At 67.0% G+C, this 20,831-nt stretch carries 22 protein-coding genes; 16 read left to right on the plus strand and 6 right to left on the minus strand.

Features of this window, described 5'->3' with window-relative positions; all coding sequences use genetic code 11:
• The first annotated feature begins 163 nt into the window (after positions 1-163).
• The 3 genes from JHD82_RS14225 to JHD82_RS14235 all read left to right on the plus strand — a co-directional run bounded on the left by JHD82_RS14225 (position 164) and on the right by JHD82_RS14235 (position 1,872).
• Positions 164-382, plus strand: a complete 219-nt coding sequence (locus JHD82_RS14225) for a CsbD family protein (RefSeq protein ID WP_012202308.1) — start codon at positions 164-166, stop codon at positions 380-382.
• A gap of 144 nt (positions 383-526) precedes the next feature.
• The gene (locus tag JHD82_RS14230; RefSeq protein ID WP_012202309.1) at positions 527-1,114 is read left to right on the plus strand and encodes a hypothetical protein; all 588 of its coding nucleotides are present in this window, start codon (positions 527-529) and stop codon (positions 1,112-1,114) included.
• Between the two features lie 257 nt (positions 1,115-1,371).
• On the plus strand, positions 1,372-1,872 hold the full coding sequence (locus JHD82_RS14235) for a hemerythrin domain-containing protein (protein ID WP_199137078.1): 501 nt from the start codon (positions 1,372-1,374) through the stop codon (positions 1,870-1,872).
• A 33-nt stretch (positions 1,873-1,905) separates the two neighbouring features.
• Here JHD82_RS14235 and JHD82_RS14240 read toward each other — a convergent pair whose 3' ends face one another.
• On the minus strand, positions 1,906-2,553 hold the full coding sequence (locus tag JHD82_RS14240; protein ID WP_123695576.1) for a MarC family protein: 648 nt from the start codon (positions 2,551-2,553) through the stop codon (positions 1,906-1,908).
• 189 nt (positions 2,554-2,742) lie between these two features.
• Between JHD82_RS14240 and JHD82_RS14245 the strand changes: the two genes are divergently transcribed.
• Positions 2,743-3,435 carry a dienelactone hydrolase family protein gene (locus tag JHD82_RS14245; protein WP_199137079.1) on the plus strand — a complete coding sequence of 231 codons (693 nt, stop codon included), beginning with the start codon at positions 2,743-2,745 and terminating at the stop codon, positions 3,433-3,435.
• A 122-nt stretch (positions 3,436-3,557) separates the two neighbouring features.
• The gene (locus JHD82_RS14250; RefSeq protein ID WP_013800234.1) at positions 3,558-3,848 is read left to right on the plus strand and encodes a nucleotidyltransferase family protein; all 291 of its coding nucleotides are present in this window, start codon (positions 3,558-3,560) and stop codon (positions 3,846-3,848) included.
• Between the two features lie 77 nt (positions 3,849-3,925).
• Here JHD82_RS14250 and JHD82_RS14255 read toward each other — a convergent pair whose 3' ends face one another.
• The 3 genes from JHD82_RS14255 to JHD82_RS30310 all read right to left on the minus strand — a co-directional run bounded on the left by JHD82_RS14255 (position 3,926) and on the right by JHD82_RS30310 (position 7,860).
• Entirely contained in the window at positions 3,926-4,243 is a 318-nt protein-coding gene (locus JHD82_RS14255) for a hypothetical protein (RefSeq protein WP_047218820.1), read from the minus strand.
• 363 nt (positions 4,244-4,606) lie between these two features.
• The gene (locus tag JHD82_RS14260) at positions 4,607-5,251 is read right to left on the minus strand and encodes a molybdopterin-dependent oxidoreductase (protein ID WP_199137080.1); all 645 of its coding nucleotides are present in this window, start codon (positions 5,249-5,251) and stop codon (positions 4,607-4,609) included.
• On the minus strand, positions 5,248-7,860 hold the full coding sequence (locus tag JHD82_RS30310; RefSeq protein ID WP_199137081.1) for a choice-of-anchor Q domain-containing protein: 2,613 nt from the start codon (positions 7,858-7,860) through the stop codon (positions 5,248-5,250). Before JHD82_RS30310 ends, JHD82_RS14260 begins: the two co-directional genes overlap by 4 nt.
• Positions 7,861-8,079: 219 nt before the next feature.
• Here JHD82_RS30310 and JHD82_RS14270 point away from each other — a divergent pair, with 219 nt between their 5' ends.
• On the plus strand, positions 8,080-8,817 hold the full coding sequence (locus JHD82_RS14270; RefSeq protein ID WP_012202316.1) for a response regulator transcription factor: 738 nt from the start codon (positions 8,080-8,082) through the stop codon (positions 8,815-8,817).
• A 19-nt stretch (positions 8,818-8,836) separates the two neighbouring features.
• Positions 8,837-10,795, plus strand: a complete 1,959-nt coding sequence (locus JHD82_RS14275) for an ATP-binding protein (RefSeq protein ID WP_199137082.1) — start codon at positions 8,837-8,839, stop codon at positions 10,793-10,795.
• Here the strand turns inward: JHD82_RS14275 and JHD82_RS14280 are convergent.
• Both JHD82_RS14280 and hemB read right to left on the minus strand, forming a co-directional pair.
• Positions 10,792-11,985, minus strand: a complete 1,194-nt coding sequence (locus tag JHD82_RS14280) for a magnesium transporter CorA family protein (protein WP_123695559.1) — start codon at positions 11,983-11,985, stop codon at positions 10,792-10,794. The genes JHD82_RS14275 and JHD82_RS14280 overlap by 4 nt on opposite strands.
• Positions 11,986-11,989: 4 nt before the next feature.
• Positions 11,990-12,997: a porphobilinogen synthase gene (gene hemB, locus JHD82_RS14285; protein WP_013800242.1), complete on the minus strand. Its 1,008-nt coding sequence runs from the start codon at positions 12,995-12,997 to the stop codon at positions 11,990-11,992.
• Positions 12,998-13,120: 123 nt separating this feature from the next.
• Here hemB and JHD82_RS14290 point away from each other — a divergent pair, with 123 nt between their 5' ends.
• The 9 genes from JHD82_RS14290 to JHD82_RS14330 all read left to right on the plus strand — a co-directional run.
• Positions 13,121-13,549 (plus strand): CopD family protein, encoded by a 429-nt coding sequence (locus JHD82_RS14290; protein WP_013800243.1) that lies wholly within the window; start codon positions 13,121-13,123, stop codon positions 13,547-13,549.
• A 31-nt stretch (positions 13,550-13,580) separates the two neighbouring features.
• Positions 13,581-14,714: a VanZ family protein gene (locus tag JHD82_RS14295; protein ID WP_199137084.1), complete on the plus strand. Its 1,134-nt coding sequence runs from the start codon at positions 13,581-13,583 to the stop codon at positions 14,712-14,714.
• A gap of 10 nt (positions 14,715-14,724) precedes the next feature.
• A complete protein-coding gene (locus tag JHD82_RS14300; RefSeq protein WP_012202322.1) occupies positions 14,725-15,099 on the plus strand; it encodes a ferredoxin in 375 nt (124 codons plus the stop codon).
• Between the two features lie 80 nt (positions 15,100-15,179).
• Entirely contained in the window at positions 15,180-15,815 is a 636-nt protein-coding gene (locus JHD82_RS14305) for an alpha/beta hydrolase (protein ID WP_199137086.1), read from the plus strand.
• A 92-nt stretch (positions 15,816-15,907) separates the two neighbouring features.
• The gene (locus JHD82_RS14310; RefSeq protein WP_012202324.1) at positions 15,908-17,077 is read left to right on the plus strand and encodes a D-alanyl-D-alanine carboxypeptidase family protein; all 1,170 of its coding nucleotides are present in this window, start codon (positions 15,908-15,910) and stop codon (positions 17,075-17,077) included.
• 157 nt (positions 17,078-17,234) lie between these two features.
• Entirely contained in the window at positions 17,235-17,612 is a 378-nt protein-coding gene (rpsL, locus tag JHD82_RS14315) for a 30S ribosomal protein S12 (RefSeq protein ID WP_012202325.1), read from the plus strand.
• Positions 17,613-17,772: 160 nt separating this feature from the next.
• On the plus strand, positions 17,773-18,246 hold the full coding sequence (rpsG, locus tag JHD82_RS14320; RefSeq protein WP_012202326.1) for a 30S ribosomal protein S7: 474 nt from the start codon (positions 17,773-17,775) through the stop codon (positions 18,244-18,246).
• A gap of 148 nt (positions 18,247-18,394) precedes the next feature.
• Entirely contained in the window at positions 18,395-20,503 is a 2,109-nt protein-coding gene (fusA, locus tag JHD82_RS14325; protein ID WP_012202327.1) for an elongation factor G, read from the plus strand.
• Between the two features lie 175 nt (positions 20,504-20,678).
• Positions 20,679-20,831, plus strand: a 153-nt coding sequence (locus tag JHD82_RS14330; protein ID WP_233174741.1) for a GTP-binding protein, incomplete at its 3' end; no start/stop codon positions are given.

Consider the following 20,831-nt stretch of genomic DNA (forward strand, 5'->3'; position numbering starts at 1 on the left):
CCGTCTCGGCTGCCCCTGGGACGACCGTCAACACTAGGTCCAGACTACGGCGCGCAGCCCCCAGGTTTTTTACAGTGGAACCGTCGCTGATGCAGATCGCGGCTTTGAAAAAACAAGGCCTGATTGCACGGCGCTACTTCAACATCACTGAAAGGACCAAGCCATGAATGAAGACCGCATCAAGGGCAACTGGAAGCAATTCACCGGCAAGATCCGTGAGCAATGGGGCAAGCTCACCGATGACGATCTGGACGTGATCGCCGGCAAGCGCGAGCAATTCCTGGGCAAGCTGCAGGAGCGCCAGGGCCTGGCCCGCGACGCTGCCGAAAAGCAGCTGACCGACTGGCAAAAGCGCAATCCCGACTTCCGCTTCGAAGACTGACGAGGGTGGACTGCGGATGGGTTAGGCGCCCTGGCCGGCGCCGCCATCCGCTCCTCGACAGCCAGCGTGCCTGAGGGCACGCACCAATGGCCCGCCGCCGCAGGCACCAAGGGCCGGTTCAGTACAAATACAAGGAGTTCCATCATGCAAACACCGCAACGCTTTCGCCATATGCTTTCCGCTGTCGCCCTGGGCCTGATGGCCTCCGGCGCCATGGCCATGACCAATGCGGAGCACACGGCTGCCAAGAACCAGATCGAGGCCGACTACAAGGCCGCCAAGGAACAGTGCAAGCCGCTGAAGGGCAACGCCAAGGACGTCTGCGAGAAGCAGGCCAAGGGCCAGGAAAACGTGGCCAAGGCCGAACTGGAATCGCGCCGCAATCCCTCGCCCAAGAACAGTGAAAAGGCCCTCATCGCCAAGGCCGATGCCGACTACGACATCGCCAAGGAAAAGTGTGACGACCTCAAGGGCGACGCCAAGGATGTTTGCGTGAAGGATGCCAAGGCCGCCCACGTGCACGCCGTGGAAGCCGCCAAGGTGAACAAGGCCCAGGCCGAGCCCGCTGCCAACTCCGCAGCCAAGGCTGCCAACGTGGCAGAAACCCGCAAGGACGCTGCCGAGGAAACCCGTGAAGCTGACTACAAGGCTGCCAAGGCCCGTTGCGACACCATGAGCGGCGCTGCCAAGGACACCTGCGTGGCTGATGCCAAGCGGAAGTTTGGACAGTAAGCTCCCCCTGAGCGGCTGACGCCGCTTCCCCGTTGCACGGCGCCTCTCTACTCGCTACGCGAGGGAGGGGGCGACGCCCTCGCCGCGAGGCGGCTCTTGCTTGGCGTCCCTGATGTTGGGGCGCGCCAGTTTTATCCGCCTTGACCAAGCCCCGCTCGCGGGGCTTTGCTGTTTTCGGGTTGGCTGATGTGGGTCAAACGGGTTGGGCGGTGCTGTTCCTAAGCTGCAGGCTTTCACGATGAAGGCAGGAGAAGCATATGGCCGTGCTGGAATGGAGCGGAGCGCTGGCATTGGAGTTGCCGGCCATGGACGAGGTGCATCAGGAGTTCGTCCTGCTGCTGGCCGAGGTGGAGGCGGCCGATGATGCGCAGCTGTGCACGCGCTGGGATGAGTTGATCGCGCATACGCAGTTGCATTTCGACCAGGAAGACCGCTGGATGCAGTCCACGCGCTTCACCAGCACCAACTGCCACAGCCTGCAGCACAAGGTGGTGCTGCAGGTGATGCGCGAGGGGGCGGCCAAGGCGGTGGCCGGTGATCTGGCCGTGATCCGCAGCATGGCGGGCGAGCTGGCGGCCTGGTTCGTGCACCATGCGCAGACCATGGATGCGGCGCTGGCCCTGCATCTGCGCAGTGCGGGCTTCGATCCCGCCACGGGCTCCCTGGCGCACCCTGAGGCCTTGCCCGAGCAGCCCATCACGGGCTGCGGCGGTGCCTGCGACGGCAGCGCCGACCGCGCGCGGGCCGTGCCGGCCTGATCCGGCGGGCCTTCAATCGGCCAGCCAGCCCGCTCAGGGCACGATCGCGGGCGAGGCCAGGATGGGGAAGATCTTCACCAGCCCGCCCGCCATCACCTCCACGGCCAGGGCCGCGAGGATCAGGCCCATGAGCCGCGTCATCACGTTGATTCCGGTCTTGCCCAGCACGCGGGCGATCGGGTCGGCCAGCGAAAAACAGACCATCACCACCAGCGCCACCACCACGCCATAGCCCACCAGGGCCAGGTGCTGCCAGATGGTGCGTGCCTGGTCGGCGTAGATCACCACGGTGGACATGGAGGCCGGCCCCGTCAGCAGCGGAATCGTCAGCGGCACCACGGCAATGCTGTTGCCCATGGCGGCCTTTTCCGCGCCAGCGACCAGCGTGGGCGCGTTGGGCCGTTCCTCGGCAGGGCGGGCGTTGAGCATGTTCATCGCGCTGATCAGCAGCAGCAGGCCGCCGCCCACCTGAAAGCTCTGCAGCGAGATGTTGAAGAAGTCCAGCACCTGCAGCCCGATGATGGCGCAGGCCGCGATCACGCAGAACGAGGCCAGCGCCGCCGTGCGAATGGTCTGCTGGCGCTGCTGCGTGCTGAATCCCTCGGTGTAGTGGATGAAGAAGGGGACGATGGCCAGCGGGTTGATGATGGCCACCAGCGTGATCAGCGGTTTGAGGTCCATCGCATTCCCTGTAGGTTGCCGCCGCCCACCTGTGCCCGGCCCTTGCCGGTACGCACGACTTTTCGTTCCATCGAATGTCTCCTGTGAAAGAATTGCCGCACGGGCCGGCCCGCCGCCATTACAGCATTGCGGGGCGCGTCCGCCCACCGGGAAATCACAACAGGTTCTCAGACAGAAAGGAACACGGACATGGGCAGTTTTGTGCAGTTGACTTCGTTGGATGGCACGGCTTCGCCGGCCTGGGTGGCGCGGCCCGATGTGCCCGCGCGCGGCGCCGTCGTGGTGCTGCAGGAGATCTTCGGCGTCAACGCCCATATCCGCGCCGTGGCCGACCGTCTGGCTGCCCGCGGCTATATGGCCGTGGCGCCGTCACTGTTCACGCGTGTCGAGGCCGGTGTGGACCTGGGCTACGGCGATGCCGACCGTGCCAAGGGCATGGCGCTGAAATCCGCCGCCGAGGCGCTGCCCCAGCCCGGCGTGCTGCCCGAGATCGAGGCCGCCATCGCCCATGCCGCCACGCTGGTGCCCGGCGGCAAGGTGGGCATCGTGGGCTTTTGCTGGGGCGGCCTGTGGGCCTGGCGCGCGGCCTGCAACCTGCCCAGCCTGTCGGCTGCGGCCTGCTACTACGGCGGCGGCATGACCACGCCGCTGGAGATGGGTCGCGAGCCGCTGTGCCCCGTGATTGCCCACTTCGGCCGGCGCGATACGCACATTCCTGTGGACGCCGTGCAGGCCTTCGCCCAGGCGCAAAAGCATGTGCAGGTGCACCTGTACGACGCCGACCACGGCTTCAACTGCGACCAGCGCAGCGCCTACGACGAGGCCAGCGCCCTGCAGGCGCGCGACCGCACGCTGGCCTTCTTCGACCAGCACCTGGCCTGATCTGCCGTGCCGGGCGTGGCCCGGCATGGAAAATCCAGGCATCGGGATTTCCGGGAGTGCTGCTTGAAACCCGGTGCCTGATGCAATAGGCTTTCCAGAAGTCTCAACAGGAAAGGATGTCCATGCGACCGTCCGTGGTGCTCGACATGAATCGCAGCGCAGTGCGTGAAATGGCCAGCCGTTTCCGCACTGCGAACCCGCGCGTCTTCGGCTCCGTGCTGCATGGCACAGACCGGGACGGCAGCGACCTCGACCTGCTGGTCGATGCATTGCCGGGCGCGACGCTGTTCGACCTGGGCGGCCTGCAGGACGAGCTGGAATCGCTGCTCGGCCTTCGCGTTGATCTGCTGACGCCCGGAGACCTGCCTTTGAAGTTCCGGGCCCAAGTGCTTGCGGAGGCGCAGCCGATATGAACGGGCATCGCCTTCCCGATTACCTCGGCGACAAGCTGTGCTGATCGGTGCTGCGCGAGTGTCCGCAACTGGCCTGATCAACCCCCGGGGTCAGGATCACAGGCCGGCCCCGGCGTCGCCTTGCGCGCCTGCACGGTTTGCAGCGTGCCCCGCAGCGCGCGCTGCTGCGCGGTCAGGAAGCTCATCAGCCCGCCCAGGTCGTTCAGTTGTTGGTCTGGGCCGGCCATGCAGCACAGGTCGATCACCAGGCCCATCTGGTGCATGCAGTCCTTGAGGCGATAGACCTCGTATTCGGAAATGGGGTAGTACAGGCTGATCTCTTCCCTCGGCACTTGCGGGGAAGAGAAGAAAGGCGGGGAGGCGTGTGCTCCGCTGAGTGCATCGAGGTCAGACATGGCGGCTCCTTTGGCATGAACTGGCACCCCCTAGCGGAGGTCCCGCACAGCCCCGCCAAAAACGGAACCGTGCCCGGCGCAGCACCGGGAAGATGAAAAAGCCGCTGCCTCGTGAAAAAGGCGTGCGGCTGCTGCGCCTACGTTGTTCCGGGCCGCCAAGCCCGTATCCCCGAAGGGATCGCGAAATGGTACTCCAAATGCGCGCCGCAGGCCGGGTTGCAATGTGGTCAACGCTATGCTGAGCTTGCCGCCGCCAACGGGTGGCAGGGCTGTGCAGGTTGGCGGGCCGGGCAAAGGAGCCGGCACCCCCTTGCGGAGGTCCTGCACAGCCCCGCCGAAACGGAACCATGCGCAGCCTTGGGGTCAGCCCTGCGGCTGCTGCGCGTGCAGCCCCATGTGGTACAGCCCCCAGGGCGCCTGCGCAAAGCGTTCCTTCAGGGGCTTGCCGGCCAGATCGGCAATGCGGTCGGCGTCGTACATGGCCCATTGCGGGCCCAGGCCGCCCAGGCCCAGGCGCCGGCCGTCCATGTGCGTGGCCAGCAGCATGCTCCATTGCAGGGCCTGGGCCAGCGGCAGCTGGGCGCGGTAGCCGTCGATGGCCTGCAGGGTGATCCATTGGCCCTTGGCCGCTGCGGCGGCGCTGTCCACTCCGGCCGCCTGCAGCACGGTGGCCAGCAGAGGGCCGCGCAGCCGGTGGGGCTGGCCGTCGTATTCGATATGGGGTGTGATCTCCACCGTGGGCAGGCGCTCCAGCGCATGGGCCCCTGTGGTCCAGGCCGAGTCGAAGGCCAGGCCATGGTTTTTCAGCAGCAGGTCGGCCACCGGGTCCAGCGGCCCCCGGTTGCCGCGCACGCCGGGGCCGCTGATGGTGAGCACGGCGGCTTCGGTGCTTTTTCCGGGGGCGGCGGGGGCGGCCAGGGCGCTTTCGCACAGGGCCAGGCCGGTGGCTGCGCTGGCGGCCAGCAGGCTGCGGCGTGAAAGCGGGCTCCGGCTTGCGGATGCGGTCATGGGGAACTCCTGGGGGTGCGTGGCGATGTGCCAGCGCCGATTTTCCGTGAAGTGCCCATCCTGCGCGACAACGCCGCGCCCGCTGCGGTCAGCAGGCCCAGCAGCGCAAGCCCCCCGGCGCCCAGCGCTGGAATGGGCGCCGCAGCGGCTGTCGTGACGGTCACGGTGTTGCTGTCCGAGCCGGAGGTATTGCCATCACCGGGCACATAGCGCGCCTGCACCGTGGCCGTGCCCGGTGGTAGCCGGGGCACGCTGCAGCTGGCCTGCCCGCCAGTCACCGCAACTCTGGCGCACAGCACCTGCGTTCCGTTCAAGAAATCCACCGTGCCGCTGGCGCCGGCAGGCAGCGTGACCTGGGCGCTGAAAGTCACGCTCTGGCCAGGGCCTGGCGCAGCGGGGGAGGCCGACAGGTGGGCGCTGGTGGCCGCCGGGCCGATCACCACGGTCACGGCTGCGGGTTCGGTGGTGGCGCCGTTGGCATCGGTGGCAGTCAGCGTGAAGCTGTAGCTGCCTGCCGCCTGCGTGGCTGGGGCCGAGAGGGTGCCGGCGGCCTGGCTGAAGCCTGCGGGCAAACCGCTCACGCTGTAGCTGAACGGCCCCACGCCGCCGCTGGGCACGGGCGCCAGCGGCTGGCTGTAGGCCGTGCCGTAGGTGCCGGAGGGCAGGCTTGCCGTGACGCTGAAGGCCGTGAAGCTGGCCTGCACGCTCCTGGCTGCATCGATGGTGACGCTGCAGGTGGGCGTGCTTCCACTGCAGGCGCCGCTCCAGGCGGCAAAGGCATGGCCAGCGTCGGGCGTGGCGGCCAGGGTCACCAGGGTGGGCGCACCTTCGAAGTAGCCATAGCCGGCCTGGCACAGGCCGCCTGGGCGGCCGCAGTCCTGTACGGCACCCGTGGCCGCAGGCGGGGAGGGCTGCGCCGATACGCCGCCCGCGCCGCTGGCCAGCACGGTCAATGCCGCCTGGAAGACGTTCGCCTCCACGGCGCCGATGTCGCACCGTGCACCCTGGGGCCTGACCACGCCGCGCTGGTCCGTGCCGGGTGCGGCCGTGCAGGCCACCCCGTCCAGTGCCGGGCTGCCGGTGCTGTTCAACATGGTCTGGGTGGGGCCGCCGTGGCTGGCCAGGGGGCCGAGCTGCGGGTTGCCCGTGGTGAAGGCCAGGGCGCTGATGTCGGCATTGTTCAGGGCCTGCGCCAGGCCCAGCAGATTGTTGCTGCCGCTGGCATCGCTGGTGCCGCCATTGCGCAGGTCCAGCACCACGTCCCTGCCAGCGGGCTGTTTGGTGGGCGGCTCGAACACGCTGTCCTGGGCAATGCTGGCCTGCATTTCCAGCGAGGCGCCGCTGCGGGTGCAGCTGATGTTGCCACCCGCACTGCAGGCGGCCTGGGAATCGCCCAGGCTGTAGATGGCGCCGCCTTGCGCGGCCGGGTTGTCGTCGCCATTGGCCTGCACGGTATTGCCGGCCAGGGTGGAGAAACGGATGGTGAGCACGCCGTTGTAGTTGAAAACGGCGCCACCCAGGCCGGCGCCGCCGCCGCTGCTGTTGCCCAGCCCGCCGTGTGCACCGTTGCCAGCCAGGGTGACCTGGTTCAGCGTCAAGGTGCCTGCGTTGTTGAAAATGGCCCCTCCCATGCCGCCTGCGCCACCGCCAGCGTCGAAGGGGCCGCCCCCACCGTTGCCAGCGCCGAAGCCGCCACCGCTGCCACGACGGCCACCACCACCGCCAAATCCGCCACCGCCGGAGCCGCCGCCGCCACCACCGAAGCCGCCGTTCTTGCCGCTGGCGCTGCCACTGCCACCGCCCAGGCCGCCATCGTTCGGGCCGCCAGCGTTCGGCCCTCCCCCCGGGGACAAAGTCCCATCCTCGCCCACGCCGGCACCTGCAAAGGAGTTCAAGGAAAGCCTGCCTCCTTGCCCCCCTTGTGCGTGATTGCGCGTGAGCGTGCTGCGTTCGATGGTGAGCTGGCCCCGATTGAAGATGGCACCGCCCGCACCCAGCGCGCCGCCGCCAAAGCGGCTGGAGCCGCCTGTGGCCTGCCCCCCGGCCAGGGTCAGGCCGCGCAGGACCAGGCCACCCTGCGCATCAATGTCGAACAGCCGGAAACCAGGTGCGGTACCGAGGCGCTGCACGCTCACGCCCTGGGGCGTCAGGCCATTGGCGGTGGCATCGATGGTGATGCGCTTGCCGCTGATGAAGAAGGCGCTGGGGCCGAACTGCGAGACGTAGCCGGGCCAGCTGGCCAGCGGCAGGCAGGTGGCGCCGGCGGCCTGCCCGGTGTCCAGGCAGTTGGTAAAGCGGGTCAGCGAGATGGTCTGCCCATCCAGGGCCGCGCCGAAGACGATGATGTCGCCATCGGCGGCATGGTTGATGGCATCGCGCAGGGTGTCGCAGTTGCGGTCGCCTGCGGCAGGCGAGCATTGCGCACGAGACAGCGGCTCGGTGTCTGCAATCTCGCCGGCGGTGGTGACGGTGAGTGTGGCTGCCCGGGCCGCGGCGCCGGCAAGGGCCAGTGCCAACCCGACCGTCAGGCCCAGGGATGTCCGGCCCCAGGGTCTCGGCGTGGGCATGGGTGGTACGTCGGCTGCAGCAGACGGGTGGATGATGGACATGGCGGACCCCCTCGGTAGGCACAGCATCTCGGTGATGTGCTGAAGAGGGCAAATCTATGGGGTGTCCGGCTTTCTGTATGTCCCCCGTTCGGGCTACATGGCCGATGAGAGGGGGCGGGGTCGCCATGCCGCCCATGTCGCCCATATCGCCTATCCGGGCGACATGACAGCGGTCTTGTTCCATGTGAACATGCGGCCCTCGCCACGCACTCCACCTCCATGGACACGCACACAGACCCTTACTCTGCCGCCGCGACGGGTGGCGCCACACCCATCCGCGTGGCCGTGGTGGAGGACGACGCCGCCTGCCGCCACGCCCTGGTGGGCGTGATCAATGCCGCGAAGGACATGGTCCTGTGCTGGGCGGCAGCCAGCCGCGCGGAGGCCCTGCACCAGCTCGGCCGGGCCGATGGGGCCGGTGCCATGGACGTGATGCTGGTGGACCTGGGCCTGCCCGACGGCAGTGGCCTGGAGGTGATTGCTGCCGTGCGCACCCGCCACCCCGGGGCGGCGGTGATGGTCAGCACCATCTTTGGCGACGAGCAGCATGTGCTGGCCGCCATCGAGGCCGGCGCCATGGGCTATCTGCTCAAGGACCTGGCCGCCGACGCGGTGCTGGAGGAAGTGCGCAGCCTGCACGCGGGCGGCAGCCCCATCAATCCCATGGTGGCGCGCAAGCTGCTGCTGCGCCAGCAGCGGGCCGGGGCGGTGGCCGGGTTGCAGCCGCCTGCCGAGCCGCAGGCCGCCGCGCAGGCGCTGTCTGCGCGCGAGCTGGAGGTGCTGCGCCTGGTGGCGCGTGGCCATACGCTGGACGAGGTGGCGCGCCAGCTGGGCGTGTCGCGCCATACGGTGCGCACCTTCGTGCGGCGCATCTACGGCAAGCTGCAGGTGTCCAGCCGCACGCAGATGATGCATGTGGCGTTGCAGCGCGGCTGGCTGGCCGAGGGGCGGCAATGAGCGCCGCCAGGGTGGGCAGATGACGCAGCCGCTGCTGCAGGGGAGGGTCTTGCTGGTTTCGGCGGGGCTGGTGGCGCTGGCGATGCTGCTGGCGGGGGCGTTCGGGCTGCGTGGCCCCGCCGCAGGCGAAGCGGTGCAGCTGCGCCAGGCGCAGCTGTGGCGGTCGCACAGCCCGCACTGGGCGCCGCCTGCGGCGCTTGCGTCGGCCGACGACGCGGTGCTGGATGCATCGACGCCGTGGAGCGATGTGGACCTGCCTTATGGAGGCGACAGGGCCGTGTCGGGCAGCGGCGACCTGGCCCTGGCGCCACCGGAGGTGCGCTGGTTCCGCGCTGTGGTGCCGCCTGAAGCCCTGGCGCCCACGCCGCAGGGCGCGCGCCTGTATATCCCGCGCTGGCAGACGGTGGGCACGGTGGCGGTGTATGTGGACGGGGCGCTGGCCTGGCAGACGCGCGGCAGCCGGGTATGGAACAGTTTCAACCGGCCGGTGTGGCTGGACCTGGGCGGGCTGGCGCAGCCGGGCAGGCCGCTGCAGGTGCATGTGCGCATGGCCAGCCAGCAGGGCGTGGGCGGGGCGCTGTCCAGCCTGTGGGCGGGGCCGGCCGAGTCGCTGCGCCTGTCCTGGCGACTGCGCAGCCTGCTCCAGGCCGATCTGGTGGTCTACACGGCGGGCTCCTACCTGGTGCTGGGCCTGTTCGCGCTGGCGCTGTGGACGCTGCAGCGGCGGCGCGGGGATGTGGTGTTCCTGCTGTTCTTCCTGATGTCGCTGTGCCAGTTGCTGGGCTCGCTGCAGTTCATGGTGGACGGCGAGGGGCTGGCGCTGTCGGACGGCTGGTTCTCCTGGCTGACGCTGGCCGGCCTCATGGGCGCCACGGTGGCGGCCTTCCATTTCCTGTGCCTGATGCAGCGCAGGCGCCGGCCCTGGCTGGCCCGGGTGCTGCAGGGCTATGTGGGCACGGTGCTGCTGGTGGCGGTGCCGCTGTGGGGGCCGGTGCACGAGACCATCCTGCCGCTGCTGCGGCTGCTGATGGTGCCGCCGGAGATCCTGGTGCTGTGCATGGCCGTGGCGGGCGCCTGGCGCATGCGCGATGGCGGCAGCACCATGCTGGCGGTGTGGATGCTGCTGTCGTTTCCCATCGGCTTCCATGACCTGGCGCTGCAGAGCTACCTGATCAGCATAGAGAGCATCTACCTCACGCCCTATGTGTACCTGGGGCTGTTCACGCTGTTCCTGCTGGTGGCCTACCGGCGCTACAACGGCGCGCTGGCCGTGGCAGAGAACGCCAACCTGCATCTGGCGGAACGGCTCAAGGCCCAGGAGGCGGAGCTGGCCCAGGCCCATGAGCGCCTGCTGGCCGGGGAGCGCGAGCAGACGCTGATGCACGAGCGCCAGCGCCTGATGCGCGAGATGCACGACGGCGTGGGCTCCTCGCTGATGAGCGCGCTGCGCGTGGTGGAGTTCAACCAGGCCGGCACGGTGAACCTGGTGCAGCTGCTGCAGGAGTGCATCGATGACCTGAAGCTGTCCATCGATTCGCTGGAGCCGCTGGACTGCGACCTGCTGGCGCTGCTGGCCGGGCTGCGCTATCGGCTGGGGCCGCGCCTGGAGGGGGCGGGGCTGCGGCTGCACTGGGAGGTGAGCGACCTGCCCGCGCTGCCCTGGCTGGACGCGCAGGCCGCCCTGCATGTGCTGCGCATCCTGCAGGAGGTGCTGACCAACATCATCAAGCACAGCGGCGCGCGCGAGATCACGGTGCGCACGGCCCAGGCCCCGCTGCAAGGCCGGGCCGGCGTGCAGGTGCTGGTGGAGGACGACGGCCACCCCTTCGACCGCGCCCAGGCACCCACCGAGGGCCGCAAGGGACTGGCGAACATGCGCACGCGCGCGCTGGCGCTGCAGGCCCGGCTGGACTGGGCGCCGCTGGCCGGCGGCAATCGCTTCACGCTGTGGATGCCGCTGGAGCGGGCGGGGCCCTAGTCCTGCGCCGTGCGCGCCATGTAGCGCTTGCGCCAGAAGAACACGGTCAGGCCCACGGCAATCGTCGTCATCGAGCCCATGGCCCACCAGAAGCCGTCCTGCTTGTGCACCAGGGGGATGAATTCGAAGTTCATGCCGAAGATGCCGGCAATCAGGTTCAGCGGCAGGAAGACGGCCGTCAGCGCGGTGAGCGTGCGCATGATGTCGTTGGTGCGGTTGCTCTGCACCGAAAAATGCATCTGCACCACGGTCTCGGTGCTTTGCTCCAGCCGCCGCACGTGGTGGACCACGCGCTCTATGTGTTCCAGCACGTCGCGGCTGCGCACCTTGAGCAGGTCCAGCTCGCGCAGCGCCGCCGCATCTTCAGGCGGCGCCCAGGTCTCCAGCGCGTCCGTCCAGTCCTGCACGGCGGCGCGCTGGTCTTCGCAGACTTCGTCCAGCTCGTGCAGGGCCAGGCGTGCGTCCAGCAGGGCGCTCCAGTTGGCAAAGCGCGTGCGCGGGCGCAGCAGCTCGGTCTGCCAGTGGTCCAGCTGGCGCGACAGTTCGCGGCGCAGGTCCAGGAAGCCGTCCACGATAAGGTTGACCACGCGCAGCATGAGGTCGGGCGGGCTGGCAGGCAGCCGCGTGCCGGAGGTGGGGTTCAGCCGTCCCTCGCGGGGGTCATTGGGCACGGCGGCCAGCAGCCGCGCGGCATAGGCGTCGCGCACGGTGCAGTCGTCGGGGTGCACGGACAGCAGCACCTGATCGAACATGGCAAAGCCCACGGGGCTGGTGTCGATGTTGCGCAGCACGGGCGGGCCTGTGCGCTTCACGGGTGCTGCAGGCGCTGCGGTGGGGGCCGCCGGCACGCCGGTGGAAGCGGCAGCACGCGCCTGCCCGCTGGCCAGGCGGCGAAACACCAGCAGGTCGTACTGCGAGGTGTAGTCGTAGCGCGAGGGCAGCTGGGCGTTGAGCAGGTCCGAGACATGCAGGTCCACCAGCTGCTGGCCCGACAGCAGCTGCAGCGTGCGCTGCACCTCGGCCAGCCGCTCCTGCAAGGTGGCGCGGGTGCAGGAGATCCAGACGAATCCCTGCGCGGGCGCCTGGTCGGGCAGGGCGGCCAGCTCGGTGGCGCCGCCCGGCTGCAGGTGGAAGATTCGCATGTTCCTGGCGGCGGGAGCGGCTCCCGCGGGCGGCGTCACCGGCTGCATGCGCTCAGCCGCGCAGCTTGCGCGCGGCGTCGATGGCGAAGTAGGTCAGGATGCCGTCGGCACCCGCGCGCTTGAAGGCCAGCAGCGATTCCATCATCACCTGGTCATGGTCCAGCCAGCCGTTGGCGGCGGCGGCCTTGAGCATGGCGTACTCGCCGCTGACCTGGTAGGCAAAGGTGGGCACGCCGAACTCGTCCTTGACGCGGCGCACCACGTCCAGGTACGGCATGCCGGGCTTGACCATGACCATGTCGGCGCCTTCGGCCAGGTCCTGGGCGACTTCGCGCAGGGCTTCGTCGGTGTTGGCGGGGTCCATCTGGTAGACGTTCTTGTCGGCCTTGCCCAGCGCGCCGCGCGTGCCCACGGCGTCGCGGAACGGGCCGTAGAAGGCGCTGGCGTACTTGGCGCTGTAGGCCATGATGCGCGTGTGAATGTGGCCGTGGGCCTCCAGCGCCTCGCGGATGGCGCCGATGCGGCCGTCCATCATGTCGCTGGGCGCCACCATGTCCACGCCGGCCTCGGCATGGTTCAGGGCCTGGCCCACCAGCACCTGCACGGTCTCGTCATTGATGATGTAGCCGGACTCATCCAGGATGCCGTCCTGGCCGTGGCTGGTGTAGGGGTCCAGGGCCACGTCGGTCATCACGCCCAGTTGCGGGAATTCCTTCTTGAGCGCACGCACCACGCGCGGGATCAGGCCGTCGGGGTTGAGCGCCTCCTTGCCGTCGGGCGTCTTCAGCGAGGTCTCGATGGCGGGGAACAGCGCCAGGAACGGGATCTCCAGCTGCACGCACTGCTCGGCCACGGGCAGCAGCAGGTCCAGGCTCAGGCGGTCCACGCCGGGCATGGAGGGCACGGCCTCGCGCTGGTTCGTGCCTTCGTGCACGAACACGGGGTAGATGAAGTCATGGGCCGTGAGCACGTTCTCGCGCACCAGATTGCGCGTGAAGGCGTCGCGGCGCAGGCGGCGGGGGCGGTTGTGCGGGAAGGGGGTGGGGCTGGACAGATGCATGCCGAAAATTGTGCCCCATTCCCGCCGCAGGCCCCGCAACCCTGGCGACGACGCCGGCACGCGGGACTCGGCTTTTGCGCCTGCGCAGCCTGGCGCACCCCTGTACGCACGTACACTGCCCGCATGCTGTGGGTCAAAGCCTTTCATATCGTTTTCGTGGCAAGCTGGTTCGCGGGCCTGTTCTATCTGCCTCGCATCTTCGTCAACGTGGCCATGGTCACGCCCGGCTCGGTGGCCGAGCGCGAGCGCCTGCTGCTGATGGCACGCAAGCTGCTGCGCTTCACCACGCTGCTGGCCGTGCCCGCACTGGGCCTGGGCCTGTGGCTGTACCTGGGCTATGGCATCGGCAAGGGGCCGGGCAACGGCTGGATGCATGCCAAGCTGGCCGGCGTGCTGCTGGTCATCGGCTACCACCACGCCTGCGCGCGCCTGCTGCGCAAGCTGATCGACAACCGGGACCAGCACAGCCACCGCTGGTTCCGCTTCTTCAACGAGGTGCCGGTGCTGCTGCTGGTGGCCATCGTCATCCTGGTGGTCGTCAAACCTTTCTGAGAAACCGATCCAACGAAGAGGGAGGCAGGGCGTGGTGCAAAAGACTTCGGCCTGGCCGCTGGCGCTGGTCTATGCGGTGCTCATCGTTTTCGCCAGCCTGTTTCCTTTCGATGGCTGGCGTGCCCAGGGCATTGATCCGCTGGTCTTCCTGACGGCAAAGATCCCGCCGCCGTACTGGACCTGGTTCGACGTCAACATCAATATCGTCGGCTACGCGCCGCTGGGCTTTTTCCTGGCGCTGGCCCTGGTGCGCAGCGGCAGCCCGCGCGCGGCCGTGCCGCTGGCGGCGCTGGCCGGCACGCTGCTGTCGCTGTCCATGGAGTTCCTGCAGATCTACCTGCCGCGGCGCGTTCCCTCCAACCTGGACCTGGTGCTCAATGCGGGCGGCACCCTGCTGGGGGCGCTGGTGGCGCTGCTGCTGGAGCGGCTGGGCGCGCTGGCGCGCTGGAGCGCCTTTCGCACCCACTGGCTGGGCGAGGACGGCGGCGGCGCCATGGTTCTGCTGGCGCTGTGGCCCTGGGCGTTGCTCTTTCCCGCCGCCGTCCCCTTTGGCCTGGGCCAGGTGCTGGAGCGGCTGGAGCAGGGACTGCTGGATCTGCTCGAAGGCACGCCCTTCCTCATGTGGCTGCCGCTGCGCGAGTCGGCCCTTACGCCGCTGTCGCCCGTGACCGAGATGCTGTGCGTGATGCTGGGCCTGTGGGTGCCCTGTCTGCTGGCCTACTGCGTGATGCGCCACATGGGCCGGCGCGCCATACTGGCGGGCTCTGCGGTGGTGATCGGCATCGGTGTCTCGGCACTGTCGGCCGCGCTGAGCTGGGGGCCGGCCCATGCCTGGGAGTGGGTGGACCTGCCGGTGCGCATGGGCGTGTGGGGTGGCCTGGGCCTGGCCATGGTGGCCATGCCGCTGCCGCGCCGGGCCTGTGCGGCCCTCTTGCTGCTGGTGCTGGTGCTGCAATTGAGCATCCTGAATCAGGCGCCCACCAGCGCCTATTTCTCGGAAACGCTGCAGGCCTGGGAGCAGGGCCGCTTCATCCGCTTCTACGGGCTGGGCCAGTGGCTGGGCTGGCTGTGGCCCTATGCGACCCTGGTCTATGTGCTGCTCAGGCTGGCGCGCCGCGATGCGGCACCGCCGCCGCCCCCGGCGCCGGCAGTGCCGCAGGCCTAGAATCCGCTCCATGAGCGAACACCCACGTCCCGGGGCCGACAGCGGCCAGCAAGGCGCAGGCAACTACTATGCGCGCCACATCTTCTTTTGCCTCAACGAGAGGCCCAACGGCGAGGACTGCTGTGCGCTGCACGGCGCCAAGGCGGGCTTTGACCACTGCAAGAAGCAGGTCAAGCAGCTGGGCCTGGCCGGCAAGGGGCAGGTGCGCGTGAACAAGGCCGGCTGCCTGGACCGCTGCGCGGGCGGTCCCGTGGCCGTGGTCTACCCCGAAGGCACCTGGTACACCTTCGTGGACGAATCCGACATCGACGAGATCGTCGAGTCCCACCTCAAGAACGGCCAGCCCGTGGAGCGCCTGCTGCTGCCGCCCGACGTGGGGCGCTGAGCACCGGCTGGAACTTTGGGCCTTTCCGGGCATCAGTGCTTTGTCAGCTTGGATTGGCTGCTACTACTAGGATAGCGATTGTGAATGCGCAGACCGAACGTTTGACCTTGACCGGCCTTGCCGGGGCCGTGGAGGCCCTGCGCGATGCGCCGGCCGCCGATGTACCGCCGCGCGGCGTGGCCATCATCGCCCACCCCCATCCGCTGTTCGGCGGCACCATGGACAACAAGGTGGTGCAGACCCTGGCGCGTGCCTTCGTGCAGTGCGGCTACACGGCCGTGCGATTCAACTTCCGCGGCGTGGGCGCCAGTGCCGGCGAGCACGACGCAGGCGTCGGCGAGGCCCAGGACATGCTGTCCGTGGTCCGCCAGGTCGCCCCCGAAGGACCGATCGCGCTGGCCGGCTTCTCCTTCGGAGCCTTCGTCACCAGCCATGTGCTGGCGGGGCTCTGGAGCGAGGGCCGGGTGGAAAAGGCGGTGCTGGTGGGAACGGCGGCCAGCCGTTTCACCGTGGCGCCTGTCCCGCCCGAAGCCCATGACCGGACCCTGGTGGTGCACGGCGAAGCCGATGACACGGTGCCTCTGTCTGCCGTCATGGACTGGGCGCGCCCGCAGATACTGCCTGTTACCGTCGTGCCCGGGGGCGGTCATTTCTTTCACGGACAATTGCCGCTGCTCAAAAGCCTCGTGGTCCGCCATTTGCGCTCACTCCCCTAGCGGCACGCGCCGCTGCTCAACAGGCCTGCCCCATAGGGCGGGCATGTTTTCGCCTTTCCTGCATTCCCTGCCCTTTAGCGAGAGTTTTCCTCATGAAGCCACTTTCCTCCACGCTGCGAGTCCTGGCACTGGCGGCCGCCATGGCGCCGGCCCTGGCGCTGGCGCAGATCACCCCGCCCCAGCCGCCCGAAATCGCGGCGCGCAACTATCTGCTGGTCGATGTCACCGCCAACCAGGTGCTGGGCGCCAAGGACATCGATGCGCCCATCGAGCAGGCCTCGCTGACCAAGCTGATGACCGGCTACCTGGTCTTCGACGCGCTGCGCGCCAAGAAGATCACGCTGGAGCAGCGCCTGCCCGTGAGCGAGCGCGCCTGGAAGATGCCCGGCTCGCGCATGTTCATCGACCCCAAGATGCAGGTGCCGGTCGATGACCTGATCAAGGGCATGATCGTGCAGTCCGGCAACGACGCCACCATGGCCCTGGCCGAAGGCGTGGGCGGCTCGGCCGAGAACTTCGTGCGGCTCATGAACGAGCAGGCCAAGGCGCTGGGCATGAAGAACACCAGCTACAAGAACCCCGAAGGCCTGACCGAGCCCGGCCACCTGACCACGGCGCGCGACCTGTCCATCCTTGCCCAGCGCCTGATGCAGGACTTCCCCGAGTACATGCACTACTACTCGACCAAGAAGTACTTCTATCCGGGCACGCCGGCCTCCAACGGCACCAACCGCAATTCGCTGCTGTTCCGCGACCCGACCGTCGATGGCCTCAAGACCGGTCACACGGCCGCCGCCGGCTACTGCCTGGTGGCCACCGCCAAGCGCGACCTGCCCAACGTGGGCAGCCGCCGCCTGATCTCCATCGTGCTGGGCGCGGCCAGCGAGAACGCGCGTGCCAATGAAAGCCAGAAGCTGCTGAACTGGGGCTATGCGGCCTTCGATTCGGTCAAGCTGTTCGATGCCGAGCAGGCCGTGGCCACGCCCGAAGTCTGGAAGGGCAAGGCGAACACCGTCAAGATCGGCCGCACCACGCCCATCGTGGTCACCGTGCCGGCCGGCAGCGGCGGCAAGCTGAGCACCGAAGTCGTGCGCCAGGACCCGCTGATCGCCCCGTTCACCAAGGGCCAGGCCATGGGCACGCTCAAGGTCAAGATGGGTGCCGACACCGTGGCCGAAGTGCCCCTGGTGGCGCTGGAAGGCGTGGAGCAGGCTGGCTTCTTCGGCCGTGCCTGGGATGCGATCCGCCTCTGGATCAAGTAAGCCCCGCGCCTGTCGCGCAGGCCCTCGCGTACTGGCTTGGAGAGGGTGCAGTTGTGCGATCTCCCGCAAGCTGGTACAGTCGAGGGCTTTTCGGAATTTCCGAAGGGATTCACGTTTTCGCTTTTCGCAAGCAATTCACGTTTAGGGACGTTTATTAATGCCAACCATTAACCAACTCGTGCGTCAGGGCCGCACGGTCGAAGTTGTCAAATCCAAGAGCCCTGCTATGGAAAACTGCCCTCAGCGCCGCGGCGTGTGCACCCGTGTGTACACCACGACGCCTAAGAAGCCTAACTCCGCTCTGCGTAAGGTTGCCAAGGTGCGCCTGACCAACGGCTTCGAGGTCATCTCCTACATCGGTGGTGAAGGCCACAACCTGCAAGAGCACAGCGTTGTTCTGGTGCGCGGCGGCCGTGTGAAGGACTTGCCCGGTGTGCGTTACCACATCGTGCGTGGCTCCCTTGACCTGCAAGGCGTCAAGGACCGCAAGCAATCCCGTTCCAAGTACGGCGCGAAGAAGCCCAAGGCCAAGTAAGCCCTGCGTTTTTTCGAGGAAGGTGCTGTATCCCGCGTGGCGCGAGATTCAGCGTAGTGACCCCAAACGCAAGTGTTTTGCGCGGGTCGAGTAAGTGGGAGTCCTGTTGACTCTCGCGGTGTCTGAAAAGATGCCAACTGAAGCAAGATAGAGGTAAAAAATGCCACGTCGTCGCGAAGTCCCCAAACGTGAAATCCTGCCGGATCCCAAGTTCGGCAATGTCGAGCTGTCCAAGTTCATGAACGTGATCATGGAAGGCGGCAAGAAGGCGGTCGCAGAACGCATCATCTACGGTGCCCTGGACCTGATTCAAAAGAAGCACCCTGACAAAGACCCGCTGGAAGCCTTCGTTGTTGCCATCAACAACGTCAAGCCCATGGTCGAAGTGAAGTCCCGCCGTGTTGGCGGTGCCAACTACCAAGTGCCCGTCGAAGTGCGCCCCGTGCGTCGCCTGGCCCTGTCCATGCGTTGGCTGAAGGAAGCCGCCCGCAAGCGCGGCGAGAAGTCCATGGCCCAGCGCCTGGCCAACGAACTGCTCGAGGCCACCGAAGGCCGTGGCGGTGCCATGAAGCGCCGTGACGAAGTTCACCGCATGGCCGAAGCCAACAAGGCATTCAGCCACTTCCGCTTCTAAGAGCACTTCGCTCCCGATCAGACAGGCCGCATGCATTTTTGCCTGCGGCCTTGTCTCGATTAGGAGCATCCCCAGATAAGACTGCTGTCCGTCTGCACCATGAGGCTGGAACGGGCAGAGACTCCCTCCATACGATCAAGGATCCATCATGGCTCGCAAGACCCCCATCGAGCGCTACCGCAACATCGGTATCTCCGCCCACATCGACGCAGGCAAAACCACCACCACGGAACGTATCCTGTTCTATACCGGTGTGACCCACAAGCTGGGCGAAGTGCACGACGGCGCTGCTACGACCGACTGGATGGAGCAAGAGCAAGAGCGCGGCATCACCATCACTTCCGCTGCAGTGACCTGCTTCTGGAAGGGCATGGACCTGTCCTACCCCGAGCACCGCTTCAACATCATCGACACCCCCGGCCACGTGGACTTCACCATTGAGGTGGAGCGTTCCATGCGCGTGCTGGATGGCGCCTGCATGGTCTACTGCGCCGTCGGCGGCGTGCAGCCCCAGTCGGAAACCGTCTGGCGCCAGGCCAACAAGTACAAGGTGCCCCGTCTGGCCTTCGTCAACAAGATGGACCGTACCGGTGCCAACTTCTTCAAGGTCGTGGACCAGATGAAGCTGCGCCTGAAGGCCAACCCCGTGCCCGTCGTGATCCCGATCGGCGCCGAAGAAAACTTCAAGGGCGTGGTCGACCTCGTCAAGATGAAGGCCATCATCTGGGACGAAGCTTCGCAAGGCATGAAGTTCGAATACCACGAGATCCCCGCCGAGCTGGTGGAGACCGCCAACAAGTGGCGCGAAAACCTCGTGGAAGCCGCCGCTGAAGCCAGCGAAGAGCTGATGAACAAGTACCTGGAAGAAGGTACTCTGTCCGAAGAGGAAGTGAAGGCTGGCCTGCGCGCTCGTACGCTGGCTACCGAAATCCAGCCCATGCTGTGCGGCACTGCCTTCAAGAACAAGGGTGTGCAGCGCATGCTGGACGCCGTGATCGACTACCTGCCCGCGCCCGTGGACATCCCTGACGTCACCGGCACCGATCCCGAAAACGAAGAAACCAAGCTCAGCCGCAAGGCCGACGACGGCGAAAAGTTCTCGGCCCTGGCCTTCAAGCTGATGACCGACCCGTTCGTCGGTCAGCTGACCTTCGTGCGCGTGTACTCGGGCGTCCTGACCAAGGGCGACACCGTGTTCAACTCGGTCAAGGGCAAGAAGGAGCGTATCGGCCGTATCGTGCAGATGATGGCCAACGAGCGCGTGGAAGTCGAAGAAATCCGCGCCGGCGATATCGCTGCCTGCGTGGGTCTGAAGGACGTGACGACCGGCGAAACGCTGTGCGCTGTTGAAGCTCCCATCGTGCTGGAACGCATGGTCTTCCCCGAGCCCGTGATTGCACAGGCCGTGGAGCCCAAGTCCAAGGCCGACCAGGAAAAGATGGGCATCGCCCTGTCGCGCCTGGCTGCTGAAGATCCGTCGTTCCGCGTGCGCACCGACGAAGAATCGGGCCAGACCATCATCGCCGGCATGGGCGAGCTGCACCTGGAAATCATCGTTGACCGCATGAAGCGCGAATTCAACGTGGAAGCCAACGTGGGCAAGCCCCAGGTTGCCTACCGCGAAACCATTCGCCAGAAGGTCACCGATGTGGACGGCAAGTTCGTTCGCCAGTCCGGTGGTAAGGGCCAGTACGGCCACGTCGTGCTGACCCTGGAACCCCAGGAAGCAGGCAAGGGCTTCGAGTTCGTCGACGAAATCAAGGGTGGTGTGGTTCCTCGCGAATACATCCCCGCAGTCGAGAAGGGCGTGATCGAAGCGCTGACTTCCGGCGTGCTGGCTGGCTACCCCGTGGTGGACGTCAAGGTGCGCCTGACCTTCGGCTCGTACCACGATGTGGACTCGAACGAAATGGCCTTCAAGATGGCTGCCATCTTCGGCTTCAAGGAAGGTGCCCGCAAGGCCAGCCCCGTCATCCTGGAACCCATGATGGCCGTGGAAGTCGAGACGCCTGAAGACTACGCCGGTACCGTGATGGGCGATCTGTCCTCGCGTCGCGGCATGGTGCAGGGCATGGACGACATGGCCGGCGGCGGCAAGTCCATCAAGGCCGAAGTGCCTCTGTCGGAAATGTTCGGCTACGCCACGTCGCTGCGTTCGCAGACGCAAGGCCGCGCTACGTACACGATGGAGTTCAAGCACTACGCCGAAGCTCCCCGCAACGTGGCTGAAGCCATCGTTGCTGCTCGCGCGAAGTAAGCTTTTTTGTATAATTGAAGGCTTTTGAATCGCAGCATCCCGGCGCCTTTGGCTCTGGGATGCTGCGATTTTTGCCGGTCTGCGATCCCATGCCGCCCTGTCACCTGTGCGGGGCGACCAAGCAATGGGGTGCAGACCTTAAACATCACACAGGTTTTGCTCTTTCGGAGAAATCATGGCAAAAGAAAAATTCCAGCGGAACAAGCCGCACGTCAACGTTGGCACCATCGGTCACGTGGACCACGGCAAGACGACCCTGACGGCTGCTATCGCTACCGTTCTGTCCAAGAAGTTCGGCGGCGAAGCCAAGGCTTACGACCAGATCGAC

Origin of the sequence: Delftia sp. ASV31 (genome assembly GCF_016428765.1) — a bacterium.
Classification (GTDB): Bacteria; Pseudomonadota; Gammaproteobacteria; order Burkholderiales; family Burkholderiaceae_C; genus Comamonas; species Comamonas acidovorans.

Bases quoted from the DNA above. Each gene is read 5' to 3' on its own strand.
- JHD82_RS14225 (WP_012202308.1), top strand. From the start codon at position 164: ATGAATGAAGACCGCATCAAGGGCAACTGGAAGCAATTCACCGGCAAG.
- JHD82_RS14230 (WP_012202309.1), top strand. From the start codon at position 527: ATGCAAACACCGCAACGCTTTCGCCATATGCTTTCCGCTGTCGCCCTG.
- JHD82_RS14235 (WP_199137078.1), top strand. From the start codon at position 1,372: ATGGCCGTGCTGGAATGGAGCGGAGCGCTGGCATTGGAGTTGCCGGCC.
- JHD82_RS14240 (WP_123695576.1), bottom strand. From the start codon at position 2,553: ATGGACCTCAAACCGCTGATCACGCTGGTGGCCATCATCAACCCGCTG.
- JHD82_RS14245 (WP_199137079.1), top strand. From the start codon at position 2,743: ATGGGCAGTTTTGTGCAGTTGACTTCGTTGGATGGCACGGCTTCGCCG.
- JHD82_RS14250 (WP_013800234.1), top strand. From the start codon at position 3,558: ATGCGACCGTCCGTGGTGCTCGACATGAATCGCAGCGCAGTGCGTGAA.
- JHD82_RS14255 (WP_047218820.1), bottom strand. From the start codon at position 4,243: ATGTCTGACCTCGATGCACTCAGCGGAGCACACGCCTCCCCGCCTTTC.
- JHD82_RS14260 (WP_199137080.1), bottom strand. From the start codon at position 5,251: ATGACCGCATCCGCAAGCCGGAGCCCGCTTTCACGCCGCAGCCTGCTG.
- JHD82_RS30310 (WP_199137081.1), bottom strand. From the start codon at position 7,860: ATGTCCATCATCCACCCGTCTGCTGCAGCCGACGTACCACCCATGCCC.
- JHD82_RS14270 (WP_012202316.1), top strand. From the start codon at position 8,080: ATGGACACGCACACAGACCCTTACTCTGCCGCCGCGACGGGTGGCGCC.
- JHD82_RS14275 (WP_199137082.1), top strand. From the start codon at position 8,837: ATGACGCAGCCGCTGCTGCAGGGGAGGGTCTTGCTGGTTTCGGCGGGG.
- JHD82_RS14280 (WP_123695559.1), bottom strand. From the start codon at position 11,985: ATGCAGCCGGTGACGCCGCCCGCGGGAGCCGCTCCCGCCGCCAGGAAC.
- hemB (WP_013800242.1), bottom strand. From the start codon at position 12,997: ATGCATCTGTCCAGCCCCACCCCCTTCCCGCACAACCGCCCCCGCCGC.
- JHD82_RS14290 (WP_013800243.1), top strand. From the start codon at position 13,121: ATGCTGTGGGTCAAAGCCTTTCATATCGTTTTCGTGGCAAGCTGGTTC.
- JHD82_RS14300 (WP_012202322.1), top strand. From the start codon at position 14,725: ATGAGCGAACACCCACGTCCCGGGGCCGACAGCGGCCAGCAAGGCGCA.
- JHD82_RS14310 (WP_012202324.1), top strand. From the start codon at position 15,908: ATGAAGCCACTTTCCTCCACGCTGCGAGTCCTGGCACTGGCGGCCGCC.
- rpsL (WP_012202325.1), top strand. From the start codon at position 17,235: ATGCCAACCATTAACCAACTCGTGCGTCAGGGCCGCACGGTCGAAGTT.
- rpsG (WP_012202326.1), top strand. From the start codon at position 17,773: ATGCCACGTCGTCGCGAAGTCCCCAAACGTGAAATCCTGCCGGATCCC.
- fusA (WP_012202327.1), top strand. From the start codon at position 18,395: ATGGCTCGCAAGACCCCCATCGAGCGCTACCGCAACATCGGTATCTCC.